Source organism: Polynucleobacter sp. HIN5 (assembly GCF_030297555.1).
In the GTDB taxonomy this organism is placed as follows: Bacteria; Pseudomonadota; Gammaproteobacteria; order Burkholderiales; family Burkholderiaceae; genus Polynucleobacter.
This window is the reverse complement of the sequence record NZ_AP028136.1, coordinates 629,678-644,332: the sequence shown is the minus strand read 5'-3', so window position 1 is coordinate 644,332 and position 14,655 is coordinate 629,678. Positions and strand designations below refer to the sequence as shown.

Annotated in this window: 14 protein-coding genes and 1 pseudogene; 3 read left to right on the top strand and 12 right to left on the bottom strand. The window is 47.8% G+C overall.

All coding sequences use genetic code 11. The features are described 5' to 3' along the window. Positions 1 to 20 precede the first annotated feature (20 nt). Positions 21 to 647, top strand: coding sequence for a YbhB/YbcL family Raf kinase inhibitor-like protein (locus QUE61_RS03360; RefSeq protein ID WP_286307651.1), 627 nt, complete (start codon positions 21 to 23; stop codon positions 645 to 647). 47 nt (positions 648 to 694) lie between these two features. On the opposite strand, the gene QUE61_RS03355 is transcribed toward QUE61_RS03360, so the two are convergent. The 11 genes and pseudogenes from QUE61_RS03355 to apbC form a co-directional block, all read right to left on the bottom strand. Beyond that, positions 695 to 988 carry a hypothetical protein gene (locus tag QUE61_RS03355; RefSeq protein WP_286307649.1) on the bottom strand — a complete coding sequence of 98 codons (294 nt, stop codon included), beginning with the start codon at positions 986 to 988 and terminating at the stop codon, positions 695 to 697. 5 nt (positions 989 to 993) lie between these two features. Next, complete coding sequence (locus QUE61_RS03350; RefSeq protein WP_286307647.1) at positions 994 to 2,052, bottom strand: formate dehydrogenase subunit gamma; 1,059 nt, start codon at positions 2,050 to 2,052, stop codon at positions 994 to 996. A gap of 27 nt (positions 2,053 to 2,079) precedes the next feature. Continuing rightward, on the bottom strand, positions 2,080 to 2,307 hold the full coding sequence (locus QUE61_RS03345) for a hypothetical protein (RefSeq protein WP_286307645.1): 228 nt from the start codon (positions 2,305 to 2,307) through the stop codon (positions 2,080 to 2,082). After that, positions 2,304 to 2,954: a formate dehydrogenase FDH3 subunit beta gene (gene fdh3B, locus QUE61_RS03340; protein ID WP_286307643.1), complete on the bottom strand. Its 651-nt coding sequence runs from the start codon at positions 2,952 to 2,954 to the stop codon at positions 2,304 to 2,306. Before fdh3B ends, QUE61_RS03345 begins: the two co-directional genes overlap by 4 nt. Positions 2,955 to 2,982: 28 nt before the next feature. After that, positions 2,983 to 5,961, bottom strand: coding sequence for a formate dehydrogenase subunit alpha (locus tag QUE61_RS03335; RefSeq protein WP_286307641.1), 2,979 nt, complete (start codon positions 5,959 to 5,961; stop codon positions 2,983 to 2,985). A gap of 58 nt (positions 5,962 to 6,019) precedes the next feature. Beyond that, entirely contained in the window at positions 6,020 to 6,238 is a 219-nt protein-coding gene (locus tag QUE61_RS03330) for a formate dehydrogenase (protein WP_286307640.1), read from the bottom strand. A gap of 142 nt (positions 6,239 to 6,380) precedes the next feature. Then, the gene (locus QUE61_RS03325; RefSeq protein ID WP_286307637.1) at positions 6,381 to 7,016 is read right to left on the bottom strand and encodes a TorD/DmsD family molecular chaperone; all 636 of its coding nucleotides are present in this window, start codon (positions 7,014 to 7,016) and stop codon (positions 6,381 to 6,383) included. Between the two features lie 9 nt (positions 7,017 to 7,025). Then, the gene (locus QUE61_RS03320; protein ID WP_286307635.1) at positions 7,026 to 9,119 is read right to left on the bottom strand and encodes a 4Fe-4S binding protein; all 2,094 of its coding nucleotides are present in this window, start codon (positions 9,117 to 9,119) and stop codon (positions 7,026 to 7,028) included. A gap of 19 nt (positions 9,120 to 9,138) precedes the next feature. After that, positions 9,139 to 9,783 carry a DUF3306 domain-containing protein gene (locus QUE61_RS03315; RefSeq protein ID WP_286307634.1) on the bottom strand — a complete coding sequence of 215 codons (645 nt, stop codon included), beginning with the start codon at positions 9,781 to 9,783 and terminating at the stop codon, positions 9,139 to 9,141. After that, positions 9,783 to 10,343 carry a DUF3305 domain-containing protein gene (locus QUE61_RS03310; RefSeq protein WP_286307633.1) on the bottom strand — a complete coding sequence of 187 codons (561 nt, stop codon included), beginning with the start codon at positions 10,341 to 10,343 and terminating at the stop codon, positions 9,783 to 9,785. Before QUE61_RS03310 ends, QUE61_RS03315 begins: the two co-directional genes overlap by 1 nt. A 12-nt stretch (positions 10,344 to 10,355) precedes the next feature. Beyond that, positions 10,356 to 11,453, bottom strand: a pseudogene (apbC, locus tag QUE61_RS03305) (iron-sulfur cluster carrier protein ApbC); the annotation flags it as partial. A gap of 206 nt (positions 11,454 to 11,659) precedes the next feature. Between apbC and QUE61_RS03300 the strand changes: the two are divergent. Beyond that, on the top strand, positions 11,660 to 12,634 hold the full coding sequence (locus tag QUE61_RS03300) for a Bug family tripartite tricarboxylate transporter substrate binding protein (protein ID WP_286307632.1): 975 nt from the start codon (positions 11,660 to 11,662) through the stop codon (positions 12,632 to 12,634). Here QUE61_RS03300 and QUE61_RS03295 read toward each other — a convergent pair. Continuing rightward, entirely contained in the window at positions 12,631 to 13,440 is an 810-nt protein-coding gene (locus QUE61_RS03295) for a DUF3047 domain-containing protein (RefSeq protein ID WP_286307631.1), read from the bottom strand. The two genes, QUE61_RS03300 and QUE61_RS03295, sit on opposite strands and share 4 nt — an antisense overlap. Positions 13,441 to 13,477: 37 nt before the next feature. Here QUE61_RS03295 and QUE61_RS03290 point away from each other — a divergent pair, with 37 nt between their 5' ends. Next, entirely contained in the window at positions 13,478 to 14,644 is a 1,167-nt protein-coding gene (locus QUE61_RS03290; RefSeq protein WP_286307629.1) for an MFS transporter, read from the top strand. The last annotated feature ends 11 nt before the right edge of the window (positions 14,645 to 14,655 follow it).

Below are 14,655 nucleotides of genomic sequence, written 5' to 3'. Positions count from 1 at the left end.
GTTCAATATTAGGAGACCCAATGCGACTCACGAGCTCAAGCTTTCAAGATGGTGCCGTTATTCCCGGAGAGTATGCGTTTTGTATCCCCAATGATCGCGGGCATGTTTGCCTTGGGTCAAACCACAATCCCCATCTGCGGTGGGTAGATATTCCCACTGGTACGCAATCATTTGCTTTGATTTGCCATGATCCCGATGTTCCCTCCAAACCGGATGACGTCAATCAAGAGGGAAAAACGGTGCCCGCATCCCTACCCCGCATTGACTTCTTCCACTGGGTCATGGTCGATATTCCTAAAACCATTACTGAGATCCCAGCAGGTCGCTACTCAAGCGAGGTTGTACCCCGAGGCAAACCCGGCCCTGGAACGCACCATGGAGCCCAGCACGGGATTAATGATTACACGGCATGGTTCTCAGGTGACGCTGAGATGAAAGGGAATTACTTTGGTTATGATGGCCCCTGCCCCCCATGGAACGACAGCATCTGGCATCACTATATTTTTACGATTTACGCTTTAGATACCCCATCGCTTGGATTGGGTTCCACCTTTGATGGCAAGACTGCCCTGGCAGCCCTTCAGCGTCATATTTTGGGTAGTGCTCAGATTACAGGTCGTTACACCCTCAATCCCGCTGTTAAATAAAAAATCCCCAAGTAAAAGCTTGGGGATTCTTTTGAAAAGCTACCGAACTATTTTTTTGCAGGTGCGGCAGCAGGCGCTGGCGCAACAGCCGCAGTTGGAGGCGGCACAAATGGAGGAGGCGCAACGCAAGGGGCGGGATTAGGCGTTCCAGCCGTTTTGTATTTCATGGCTACTGCATTAATGGACTGGCAAAGCTGATAGCTAGCAACGGTTCCGGCATAGGCAGTTTTTGCTTTAGCAAGGGCTGCTGCTTCGGCTTGTTGTGGAGTTGGGGGTGGCAATGCGGCTAAGGTGACGGCTGATCCGAGCGCACAAACGGAGCCAACAAACAAACGTTTCATATGAATTACCCCTTTCCTAATTTTTTGTACCAAAGTTCATGATGCTCTTTGGCCCAGGTCTCATCGCAATACCCTGTTTTCATGGCATCGATTGAACCTTGCATACCAATCGTACCAATGTAAATATGCCCAAACGCAAGCGCGGTCATCAAAATGGCTCCTACGCCATGAATAATGTTGGCAATCTGCATGGTGCCGCGCCAGTATTCAATCTGGATAAAGGGGACGATCATGTCGAGTACCCAACCGGATGCAGATACTGCGGAGCCCAAAATCACCATTCCTACCCAAAACCAGAATTTTTCACCGAAGTTAAAAAATCCAGCAGGAATATGCTTGCCTGAGATCAAACCACCAAATCCGAGCGCCCACGCCATATCGCCCTTCTCTGGAAGGTTTCTGCGAACAAAAAGAATAAAGAACACCACGATACTCACAGTGAAAGCGGGTCCCACAAAGTTATGCACATTCTTGCAAACAAGCAAAAAGGCTCCAAAGAATGCTGGTCCTGTTAATGGCAATAAGAAATGCTTACCCCAAAGGATCATGATGCCCGTAAAAGCCAGAGCAACAAAGGTAAAGGCCATGGTCCAATGCGTTATACGCTCCAGCAACGTGAAGCGTTGAATCTTGCGGCCCGACATTGGTTCATGTAATTTAATCGTACCCTTGACGACATACATAGCAACAATGCCACATAAAGCAATGGTTAATAACCAAGCTCCATAGACAGTAATCACACCGTTACGGATTAAACGCCACTCTTGACCCGTCTTTTGAATTAATACACCGGCTTCTTTATTAGGAATAGAAACATAGTTCACTGTTTCACTATTGACCGCTCTCCATATTGGCGCATTATTGCCCGGTTGATTTTTTCCTGCCTCAATCGCAGCTTGCGAAGTTGCATTTGGAGATCTACCAACATCCATGATGTTGACTGACTCCACTTTTTGCGGGGTTGGTGACTGAGCGGTTCCTTGCTGAGCAAAACTAAAAGAACTGATGGCAAGACTTGCTACCAACAGAATAGATCGCATTACCGAGCCAAATGATGCATTCATCGGATCATCTCCAAATTATTCTAATTTTTATTTGATTCTGCTGTACTCAGACTGAAGCTGATTTCGCTTGGTAATCTCGGCGTTCCAGCTGGCTTGATCGCCTGGTTTCCAACCTTTTGCCATAAACCCATTATCGGCGCCCATGTATGGAGCGATATCAGGACGTTTAGACGCCGAGGTACCCACATTCGCCTCGTTACAGCCAGTCAACAAGACGGTGGCTGCAACCAGGGCGCTCGTTATCGCGAGTTTCATGATTTACCTCCAGCAGCTGGTTTAGCAGCAGGTGCAGGAGCATTCGGTTTACCGTAGGCAGTTGCCCAACCAAATACATCCGCTCCAGCATTCTTGCCAGCAGCCATACGCTTGACAACTCGAGTACGGAATACATCGGCAATCACATCACCGTCGCCACCAATCAGTGCTTTGGTTGAGCAAAGTTCTGCGCACAAAGGCAACTTACCTTCAGCGAGGCGATTACGGCCATATTTTTCAAACTCAGCGACGCTACCGTTTTTCTCGGGGCCGCCACTGCAGAAGGTGCACTTATCCATCTTTCCGCGTAAGCCAAATGTGCCAGAGCTTGGGAACTGAGGTGCTCCAAATGGGCAGGCATACGAGCAATAGCCGCAGCCAATGCAGGTGTCCTTATTATGGAGAACCACACCCTCATCGGTGCGATAAAAGCAATCGACTGGGCATACGGCCATACATGGTGCATCTGCACAGTGCATACAGGCTACTGAGATGGATTTCTCAGCACCAACCACGCCATCATTAATGGTTACCACACGACGGCGATTAACACCCCATGGGACCTCGTTCTCGTTCTTACACGCTGTAACGCAACCGTTGCATTCAATACACCGTTCTGCGTCGCAGATAAATTTCATTCTTGCCATAGTTAATCTCCTGACTTTGCGGTGTTAGTTAAGCAGCCTTTTCGATCTGACAGATCGTGGTCTTGGTTTCTTGCATCATGGTGACACGGTCATATCCGTAGGTGGTACCCGTATTGACAGCCTCACCACGAACGATCGGATACGCTCCTTTTGGATAAAAATCGAGCAGATCCTTGCCTTCCCACCATCCTGAGAAGTGGAAGGGCACGAAGGCAGTATCTGGTGCAACGCGTTCAGTGACCAATGCGCGTACCTTGATCTTGGCACCGGTTGGCGATTTCACCCAAACAAAATCCCAATTTTTGATACCACGCCGAGCGGCTGCACTTGGATTAATCTCCACGAAGTTCTCTTGCTGCAACTCAGCAAGCCATGGGTTCGAACGAGTTTCCTCACCGCCACCCTCGTACTCCACCAAGCGACCAGAGGTCAGAATGATCGGGAACTTTTCATAGAGCTTGTCTTCGATTGCTTTGTTTTGAACTGTCTTAAATAAAGTCGGCAAGCGCCAGAAGGTCTTCACGTCATCGTGGGTTGGGTACTTCGCAACCATGTCTGGACGAGTACTATAAAGAGCTTCACGGTGAATTGGAATGGCATCTGGGAAGTTCCACACCACCGCACGCGCCTTCGCATTTCCAAACGGATGGCAGCCATGGTTTTTCATGGTGACACGGATGATTCCGCCAGAAAGGTCAGTCTTCCAGTTCTTTCCTTCAGCGGCTTTTTTCTCATCTTCGGTTAGCTCATTCCACCAGCCTAATTTCTTCATGAAGACATGGTCGACCTCTGGGTAACCAGTCTTGATGTCAGCGCCCTTCGAGAACGAGCCATCAGCAGCCAAGAGCGACTTACCATCCTTCTCAACACCAAAATTAGCTCGGAAATTACCGCCGCCATCCATCACGTGCTTACTGGTGTCATAGAGGTTAGGTGAACCAGGATGTTTGAGGGCAGCATTACCAAAGCAAGGCCATGGCAATCCAAAATAATCCCCTGCTGTGTCGTAACCACTGACAGGATCTTTACCGCCACGCGAACGCAAGGTCTTTGGATCAAAGACACTCATCATGCGCATGTGTGCCTTTAAGCGCTCTGGGGTATGGCCGGTGTAACCAATGGTCCAAACTGCTTGATTAATTTCGCGCAGAATGGATTCAACTTCGGGCTCTTTCCAGTTCTTGCCAGCAAACTTGGAATCAAGCATCTTGTAGTTTTTCGAGAGCTCTTTTCCAAAGCCCAAGCGGTCAGCAAAAGCTTGCATGAGGACATGGTCAGGAACGGACTCGAAGAGCGGATCAATGACCTTTTCGCGCCACTGCACGGAACGATTGGATGCGGTCGCTGAGCCTGAGCACTCAAATTGAGTTGTGGTTGGTAGCAAATACACTGCGCGGTTTTTATTAACTGCGCCACCTGGAGCAGGAGGCATTGCTGCCATCGCTGCAGTTGCACTTGGATAAGGATCAACCACAACGAGGAGATCCAATTTATCCATGGCGCGCTTCATATCTAAGCCACGGGTTTGGGAGTTTGGTGCATGGCCCCAGAAGAACACGCCCTTCACTGCAGTGGCTTGATCGACCATATCGTCTTTTTCAAGAACGGCATCAACCCAACGAGACACGGTGGTACCTGACTTCTCCATCATATTGGGAGCATAGCGGCCTTTGATCCACTCATAGTCAACACCCCACACAGCCGCGTAATGTTTCCACGAACCAGCGGCAAGGCCATAGTAGCCTGGCAAAGAATCAGGATTAGGGCCCACGTCAGTAGCACCTTGAACATTATCGTGACCGCGGAAGATGTTGGCGCCACCACCGGATACACCAATATTGCCAAGTGCTAATTGCAAGATGCAAGAAGCACGAACCATAGCGTTACCAACGGTGTGCTGCGTTTGACCCATACACCAAACAATCGTTCCTGGACGATTCTTAGCCATGGTTTCTGCAACCTTCTTCACCTGCGCCTCTGGAACTCCGCAAGCCTCTTCGACATTTGCTGGAGTCCACTTTTCCATCACCTCTTTGCGAATGTCATCCATGCCAAAGACACGGTCGTTGATGTATTTCTTGTCTTCCCAACCATTTTGGAAGATGTGATACAGCACACCGAAGAGAAATGGGATATCAGTACCGGAACGAATCCGCACATACTGATCGGATTTTGCGGCGGTTCGGGTATAGCGTGGATCAACCACGATCACTTTGCAACCATTCTCTTTCGCATGCAGCATATGCAACATGGATACAGGGTGCGCCTCAGCAGCGTTCGAGCCGATATATAACGCTGCCTTCGAGTTCATCATGTCGTTATAGCTATTGGTCATTGCACCATAGCCCCAGGTATTGGCTACACCCGCAACCGTGGTGGAGTGGCAGATACGCGCTTGGTGGTCAGTATTGTTCGTACCGTAAAGAGATACAAACTTACGGAGCAAATAGGCTTGCTCGTTGTTGTACTTGGATGAGCCAATAAAAAAGATGGAGTCTGGCGTGTACTTTGAACGCAGATCTTTCATTTTGGCGGTAATTTCATCAAGCGCCTGGTCCCAAGAAATTTTTTGGTATTTGCCGTCAACTAATTTCATGGGGGTACGCAAGCGATAGTCGCCATGACCGTGCTCGCGCAGTGCCGCACCCTTTGCACAAGCGCCGCCCATGTTGATGGGGGACTCAAATACAGGGTCTTGACGAACCCAAACCCCGTTTTCAACGGTTGCATCAAACGCACATCCCACTGAGCAATGGGTACAAACTGTGCGCTTTACCTCAATCTTACCTTTGCCATCGAGCATCGCCTTGGTCTCGGCCGCATTAGCCTTTTGGAGCATGTTCAATTGAGTGGCAGCAATACCAGCACCAACACCAATACCGGAACGTTTTAAGAATGTTCGACGATCCATGGTCGGTACCGCTGAGCGCAGTCCGCGCGAGAGGCTACCGATCAATTGGGAAGGAACCCGGCTAGAGGCTGAGGTGGATTTGCGAGTTAGGCTCATGGTGAGACTCCTGCGATGTGCGAATAAATAAATTGGTTAGTTCAAAAAAAACGCTCTATTAAACGAGCGTTGTTTGGTAGTACTTCTTAATGTGTGCGGAAAGGTGATAGCCATCTGGTTTCGTAGTGACCGCCTCAGCAACATTTTGAACAACGGCTTGCCCTAATGGAGTTTGGGAAGCAACCGCAGCTGCACCAACTGTGACTCCTGCGCCAATAAAAAATGTGCGACGCGAGGATTTTGCTTTTTGATTTGCTTCTGGTTTTTTGCTGTCCATAAATATTCCTTTATACGAATATAGTTAGTGCATTTCTACAGATTTAGTTTAGAGGAATTAAATTATTTATGTGAGTTTTTGCATGTTTTTTTCGCTAGGACATACCCTTAAATACCAAAGCTATTGTGTCAATTAAATTTGACTAAACCATATCAAAACTCTGACTCTCAATCGCTAAAAACTCTCGGGTCAGTGCGGAAACGGATTTGTACAAATGGGTTTCCGGATCGGCATCGATAGCGTCACATAAATCGTCATACCAAGGCCGAATGTGATCGTTGAAAAAAACCCTTTGATTTGTAAGGTTAGAAACACCCGCATCCTCTCCCGCGATCAAGTAACGCATGACCTCAAACAAGGCTGCGATGTGATCCTCGGTTTCCGCGACTGAATCAGAGGCTTCCAGCCCGAATTGCAACAGTGAGCGCCTAATATCGAGGAGTGGCTTTTCATGCAAATGTCCAGCGAGATAGTAAGAACCATATAAAAAAACATTAGGTTTGCCAACGCCCAAAAAACTACTGTCGTATTCCGCTTTCCAATCCGACGATTTGCTGTTTTTGGCAGCCTCGACCAAATTCATCCAGGCATTGGCTAATGGCGCCTGATTATCTTGCGCCTCAGAATTTTCCGAGGCACTAATTTGATCAAGCAACATCTGATCCGGTGGCTGAAAAAATAAGTTTGCAAGCAAGCCATACAAATCGGCACGCGCCAAGTCTTCAGCGAGGCCGTCTTGGCTAAGTTCTGGTGTCTGGGGGGTATTTGCTTCGCTCATGAATTTTGTTCACAGTTCTTTTTTCATCATGTCTACAACACGGCAATCGCTACACATTTTCAAACGATCAAGTGCGTCGCCTGAAAAGGCATGATGGGTTCCAATACGGCCAAGCATTAATTCGACCATTTTCAGGGTTCCAAATGCTTTGCCACAGCTAATGCAATGGAATGGCTCGGTTTTATTGAGCAAAACTTTTTGCTTTCGTTGCTCAATCGAGCTTAAACGGGGGCTTAAGGCAATAGCCTGCTCAGGGCAGGTTTGTTCGCATAGTCCACACTGGACACACTGTTTCTCTATAAATGAGAGCTGTGGCTCATCGGGGTTATCCAACAAAGCACCCTCTGGGCAAGCTCCCACACAGGACATGCAAAGCGTGCACGCATCTTTATTCACTACGATTGCACCCAAGGGTGAGTGCGCTGGTAATGGCACGCCCTCGGCTGGTAATGCCTGTGGAGCAAACTGCAACAAATGCTCAAGACTCATTTCAAGGGTCTCGCGCTTTTGAGCAGCCAGTGCAAAACTAGCTGGCGGAGCCATCAATTTTTGGGCTTTACGGGTCAGCAACTCCATCATGACCCGATTGACTGTATCCACGTCTGAGCTTGAGGAGGCCATCATGCAACGCACACGCAAGCCATAGCCTAATGCTTGTGAAATCGAATTGGCTAAGTCGGCCTGCTCGGTGAGCGCACTTCGATATCCAGGGTCTTCGTCACCACTGAGTAGCAAAACAACTTCACCAAAACCATAAGACATTGCACCGAACCATAAATCAATTCCGGTTGAAGCAATATGTTCAACGGCAAATGGAATGACAAATGCAGGCAGTCCAACAACTTCTTTGGGTTTCGTACGGGCAGCTCGCCCAAGATTCTCCAAAAGAGTGGTACCAGCCTCTTGGCTATGTATCAATAAGGTTGGCGCATTCTGACCGGGCTTCGAGCTACCAATAGCGGTCAAGTAGGTTTGTGCCAATGCTTTGATCTGTCGGCCCTGATACGCAACGCTTGGAAAGTTGTAGCGCATCGCCCCTGAGGGGCAAACGGTGGCGCAGGCGCCACATCCCATACAAAGATTGGGATTGACTTCTACCTTACCCTGACCATCTTTAAACACCGACTGAATTGCTTGCGTTGAACACACATCAATGCATGCGGAGCACCCTACTTTGCCATTACGCCCATGGGCACAAATTTTTTCGGTATACACAAAATACTTTGGCTTCTCAAACTCACCGACCATTCCAAGTAATTGGCTAGCTGCCATTGATTGTTTGAAGCGATCTGAGCCGGGAGCAAAATATCCTTGTGGTTTTTGACTAATTTGAATACTGGGATTGGTTTGTAGATCAAGAATCAAATCAAACTCACCCTCACGAGAACGCTCTACTCGATCAAAATTAATTGCGCCGATGCCAGCGCATGCAGTAACACATGCGCGGTGTGACTTGCATTTATCCAAATCAATCTGAAACGACAAATCAATCGCATTTTCAGGGCATACGGCAACGCATGCTCCGCAACGTGTACACATCTCTGGATCAATGGGATTGTTCAGTTCCCATTTAGCGATAAAGCGCCCTAGATAACCTTCAAGGCTTGTCATCTTTCCCGTAAAAACGGGATAGCTGCGACCAGTAGGCAAAGAACTGGGCTCGGTTGATAAAACATTCACTTCCAATGACTGACCGAGTTGCTCAGCCCAATACAAAGCTTGCTCTCCAGGGCCAATAATTAGGATACGCCCATCGCTGTGATAGTCGACAATTGGAACCGGGTCTGGCTCGGGCAAATCGGTAACCGATAGCAATGCTTTAATTTTTGGATGTGCTTCGGTAGCATTCTTGGACCAACCCGCCATCTCACGAATGTTGACAAATTTAAGGGGCGCAACCAGGGGTTTTTCTGCCTGAGTCGCAAGCTCAGAAAATAGAGCACGCTCTTGCGTGCAAGCCACCACAATCGGCTCAGACTCATTTAAAGCATTAAGAAACTGTCCGACCTCCTGACGACACAAAGCCGTATGAATGGGCAAACCCAATTCCTTGGGGTCAAGGGGCATGCTGCGATTGCAATCGCAGACTAATTTTTTACTCATTTTGTTTTAAAGCTTCACGCTAAGACCCCGATGAATCGGAATCGCGTTTTGCCTGTCTCTCTCCACTAGGTTTCTCATCAACCACTTTTGGGTTTAATGCCTCTGATTCTATATCGATTGGCTGGGCAGCGTCCTGGTTGACCATGGGAGCCGCTTGTGATGATTGCTCAATTTGCGCAGGTTCTTCAGCAGATGTCTGAATGGCATCGGCTTGATCTAACCCACCTTCTTTACTCTCGGGATAGAGCTCTTCTGCCGATTTGAATAGCCCCAGAAGTTCGGATTGCTGCATGCGCTTGAGCATATCCAATGGGATTGGATCCGATTTGGTGTAATCGTCAATGTAAATATCGAGGCCATCCATCACATTAAAGTGTGGGTCACTAAACATCTTCTTAAGAGCAGCCTGCTGCACTAGGGGATCGACATCGGGGCGCATAAACGCTGAGAAATCAGGGGCCTTTACATCGATTTTTTCAACATCCTCGATGGTTGGGGGTGGGGGTTGCTGTACCAGGTCTGGAGCAGAAGTTGCTTGATTTGCTTCTTCTAGTAATGGTTCGGGCACCTTCGCAATAGGAGCAGTTGATGGGGCTGAAGTCGTCTCTTCAGTCAGCCCTGCTTTTTTTCGGGACCAGCGGGATAAAAAATTATTTTCAGCCATTAAGGCTCCGCCGGGCGATTAGCGCCTTTAAAGGAGGCTGGCTTTGCACGTTTTTTTGGTTCTGGTTTGTAATTCTCTGCAACGTATTGGGCCAAAAATGCTTTCATCTCTTCTTGAAGTGGGCTTGTATCGACTTGCTCCCCACCATCAACTAATCGTGCTGCTTCGTTATAACTCAACATCAATCGATGCGGTATCGCAAGCCCAGCCCCATCATCATTGCTGACCATCGGAATTGAATTGGGTTCTAAATAAGTCTCGAAATCAGTTTCGAGCCGCCACATCACAAACCAACATGGACTGGGTGATGTGGAATTTAAATAGTAGCCTTCAGCCTCATCCCGAAAAAATTGGAAGTCAAAGCCTGCAAATAACCAAGACTCGCCATCATCATCCCGCTCCAGAAATCGTCCGACCACCTTCGGGTTGATTTCGGTACCCGCCTGTTCCAAAACGTTGCCAAACTGCCCAATATCGGGAACAACTTCAACCACGCTCCAACGATAGTTTTGCCATGGATTATCAATCTTTTGCTTTCGCAGAACGATGGCAAAGCGCATAATGCGATCCCTTTAGGTCTTTTGCACCACAATGCTGGGGAACTTGCTGGTCATGTCTTTGCTAAGGTTCGCAATCCGAATAGCGACTTGACGTGCAATCCCTTTATAAATCGCACTGATTGCACCATCGGGATCAGCTACAACCGTTGGTCTTCCCGAGTCCGCCTGCTCACGAATGGAGAGATTTAATGGGAGGGCCCCAAGGAAGTCAACGCCATAGTCTTGGCACATTTTTTTGCCACCGCCCTCACCAAAGATATGTTCCTCGTGGTTGCATTTGGGGCATACGTACGTACTCATGTTCTCAATAATGCCGATGATGGGTATCCCCACTTTCTCAAACATTTTGAGGCCCTTGCGAGCATCAAGCAGAGCAATATCTTGAGGTGTAGTAACAATGACTGATCCGGTGACCGGAACCTTTTGAGAGAGTGTTAACTGAATATCGCCAGTGCCTGGTGGCATATCCACAATCAGATAATCAAGATCACGCCAACGCGTTTGGCGCAACAGTTGCTCTAAGGCAGAGGTCACCATAGGTCCCCTCCAAACCATAGGATTGTCTGGCTCAATCAAAAACCCAATTGAACTCGCTTGCAAACCATGCCCTTCCATCGGCTCAATCGTGTTCTCGGCGAGCGACTCAGGGCGCCCAGTGATACCCAGCATCATCGGCTGACTTGGACCATAAATATCAGCATCCAAGATTCCGACCTGAGCACCCTCAGCAGCTAATGCCAAAGCTAGATTAACTGCGGTCGTTGATTTTCCGACGCCACCCTTACCGCTGGCGACTGCAATAATATTTTTTACACCAGGGAGTAACTTCACACCGCGTTGCACCGCGTGCGCAACGATATCGGTAGTGATGGCTACGCTAACATTCTTTACCCCAGCAAGCTCTCGAATGGTACTGACCACCAATTGACGAATTAGATCAATTTGGCTCTTGGCTGGATAACCCAAAACAATATCAAGAGAGACATCTCCGTCATTAACTTTAAGATTACGAACTGATTTTGAGCTTACAAAATCAATTTGTGTATTTGGATCTTTTACCCCTTTGAGGGCTTGTTGAACCTGTTCCGTACTAACCGACAATTTTGTCTCCTTGCTGACTTTTTTACCACTTCTGAGGACTAATAAACTCTAAACCCATAATGATAGACCTCTATTGAAATTCAAGCAGAGGGGTCTTTTTCTTCGGCCCGATTAATGATTAAGCTCTATAAATACCCAAATAAAGTTGGGATGGATTGTTAATTTTTTTGCTTCTAAAGTCTCCCTAAATTCGGTAGTTTTGATAAGCTCGCCATATGAGATTCTTACGCAATGGGTTTTTCGTACTGATTTCGTTACTCGGTCTAATAACGCACTCTGTAGCTAATCCCTCTTTTCCCAATAAACCAATCAAAATCATTATTGGTTTTCCTGCGGGAGGGCCCCTTGATGCCCACATTCGCCTCTTGACAGATCGCCTTCAAACAACGCTTGGCCAATCGGTCATTATTGACTACAAAGCTGGGGCTGGCGGTACCGTCGGGGCGCAATTTGTAGCCCAAGCCCCTGCTGATGGATATACCCTGTTGTTAGCGAATACCGGAACCATGGTGATTAATCCAGCCATTTACAACCAACTACCCTATGACACTCTCAAAGATTTTCAGCCAATTGCTCGGACTGCACAACAGCCGTTGGCTCTCATTGTTAATAATGAAGTACCTGCGCAATCGCTCCGTGAATTTATAGACTATATTCGACGCAATCCTGGAAAGGTGAATTACGGATCTGCTGGTAATGGGGGCATTTCACATTTAGTCCCTGAAATGCTCAAGCAAGAAACCAAGACATTTATGGTTCATATTCCGTATCGCGGGAGTGCGCCGGCTTTTATGGATTTAATGGCTGGGCAAGTTCAATTCATGGCCGAATCCATCCCCCAGGCCGCGAATTATGCAAAGCAAGGCAAGCTACGGGCGCTGGCTGTAACCAGCAGCAAACGCAATCCAGCGCTTCCCGATGTTCCTACCGTAAATGAAACTGGGGTTGCCAAATTGGAGATTGTGGGGTTTTATGGAGTTTTGGCGCCAAAGAACACGCCACCTGACGTTGTTTTGAAACTCTCGAATGCCTTTAAACAAACGCTGGAATCAAAAGAAATACAACAAAAGATGGTCTCTCAAGGTGCTGATCCTGCGTTTTTGAATGCTGAGGATTTTTCTGCCTTCCTAAAAAAGGAAATGCCAAAGTGGGCTGTTGTTGTTAAACAAGCGGGAGCAAAAATCGATTAGTTTTTTGGATGAGTCTTTAAGAATGGTTTGTATTTCAGCTCAATATCACCGTAATACGCTTTGGTCTCTGCGTTGGTATTGTCCGTATCCGTCAACAGCGCAATACCAATGACATTTCCTGGGGCATAGCCATAAGCCGCCTGGTAATCCGCAGTTAGGTCTCTACTGTGCTTGCGCCATTGACCGAGATTTTCTTTGCCAGCATCGACTGCAATCATCTTGATCCGGTTCGTATGTGAATTTGGCTTGATTTGATTGAGCTGACCATTAGGCGACCAGATATACATTAATGTGGCATATGGCATTTCTTGTCCACTCATGATCTGCGCAAGCTCACCGACCATTTTGTCTTTTAAAGTTAACGTTGATCGATCGCCATCAAACGCGACTAGGATTCGGAGTGGTGCATCATCCGCATACCGATCTAAATTATTGGCAAGATCTAAAGTAGCAGTGGCTTTCCATTCCCACTCCAACCAAAGATGTTGCGATGGCCGAGGCTTGAGTTTTATCGCTAATCCTGAGGCTGATTTTTTTGCATTTGCGCTTAGCACTGTTCGACCCTGGTAGCTCTCAAGCCGATACGTAGTATTCTTTTTAAAAGGTGCTAAGCGATAAAAACTCCAACCTCTTAAGGGTTCATTCGCAGGTTGTGCTGAAAACTTCTTAATATCGTCACGCGCCACCAAGGGGTCGAGCTTATCTGCGCCCGACTGACTTGAGTCGGCGCCAAACCCAGCGCAACCCAGCATGAGAACACTCAAACAAAGATAAAGGCTGATTTGTCTTAGACGTAGGTGCATCATGCGATGCATTATCGTAGAGCTTTTATGACCGTGCAGAATGAATAAAAATCTTTGGTTTCTGACCCTGGCACAAGGGCTCTATCTCACCAATAACGTTACCTTTATTGCCATTAATGGTTTAGTGGGCTTTGCGCTAGCACCCGAACCTTGGTTGGCAACCCTGCCAGTCATGGCCTATGTGGTGGGCAGTGCCATGGCAACGACCCTGGTGGCCAAAGTTCAGCAGCGCTTAGGTCGCAAGCGCTCCTTTCAGATTGCCTTGCTCGTAGCCCTGTTCTCATCGCTCTTGTGTGCCTTTGCTACCTTAGAGAAACAATTTTGGCTTTTAAATCTTGGAACAATCATTGCGGGGTTTTATAACGCCAATGCTCAACTCTATCGGTTTGCAGCTGCTGAACTTGCCGACAAAACCACTAAAGAGAAAGCGATCTCTTGGGTGCTAGCTGGGGGTATCTTGGGCGCTGTTTTAGGACCCAATATGGCAAGCTGGACGCGTGATTGGTTTATGCAACCCTTTGCGGGTGCCTATATCACCTTAGCTGGTGTTGCGGTGATCGCATTCGCAGTGATTAGTCAGATTCAGTTTCCTGAAAAACGCGTGGATTCCAATCAAGAGCCGGGTCGCCCTCTTTCTGAAATCATGCGACAGCCCCTATTCATTGTTTGCACTCTGACTGCTGCACTTGCCTACGGTGTGATGAACTTACTGATGGCTGCTACGCCCTTAGCGATGGAGGCCTGTCAATTTAGTTTTGATAAAACGGCGTGGGTTCTTGAGTGGCACGTGATTGGCATGTTTGCCCCAGGATTTTTTACTGGTGCCCTGATTAAGCGCATCGGTGTGATGTGGGTCTTGCGCATGGGCGTAGCGCTCAACATCGCCTGTGTCTTGATTGCACTCTCAGGAATTACCTTTTTTCATTTTTTGACCGCACTCTTTTTACTCGGAGTGGGTTGGAACTTTTTATTTACCAGTAGTACGACCTTAGCCCTGGAGGCTTATCGCCCATCGGAACGTGATAAAGCCCAGGGTGCCATTAATTTCTTTGTGTTCTTAGCAACTGCTTTGTCTGCATTGAGCTCCGGTGTTTTAATTACGACGCAAGGCTGGACTCTCCTTAATTTAGGATCGATTGTTCCGCTCACAATCATTGGCCTTGCCCTGATCTGGCTCGGGGTTCAGCGCAAACCTGCAAAAGCCTAGCCCTTTAAAAT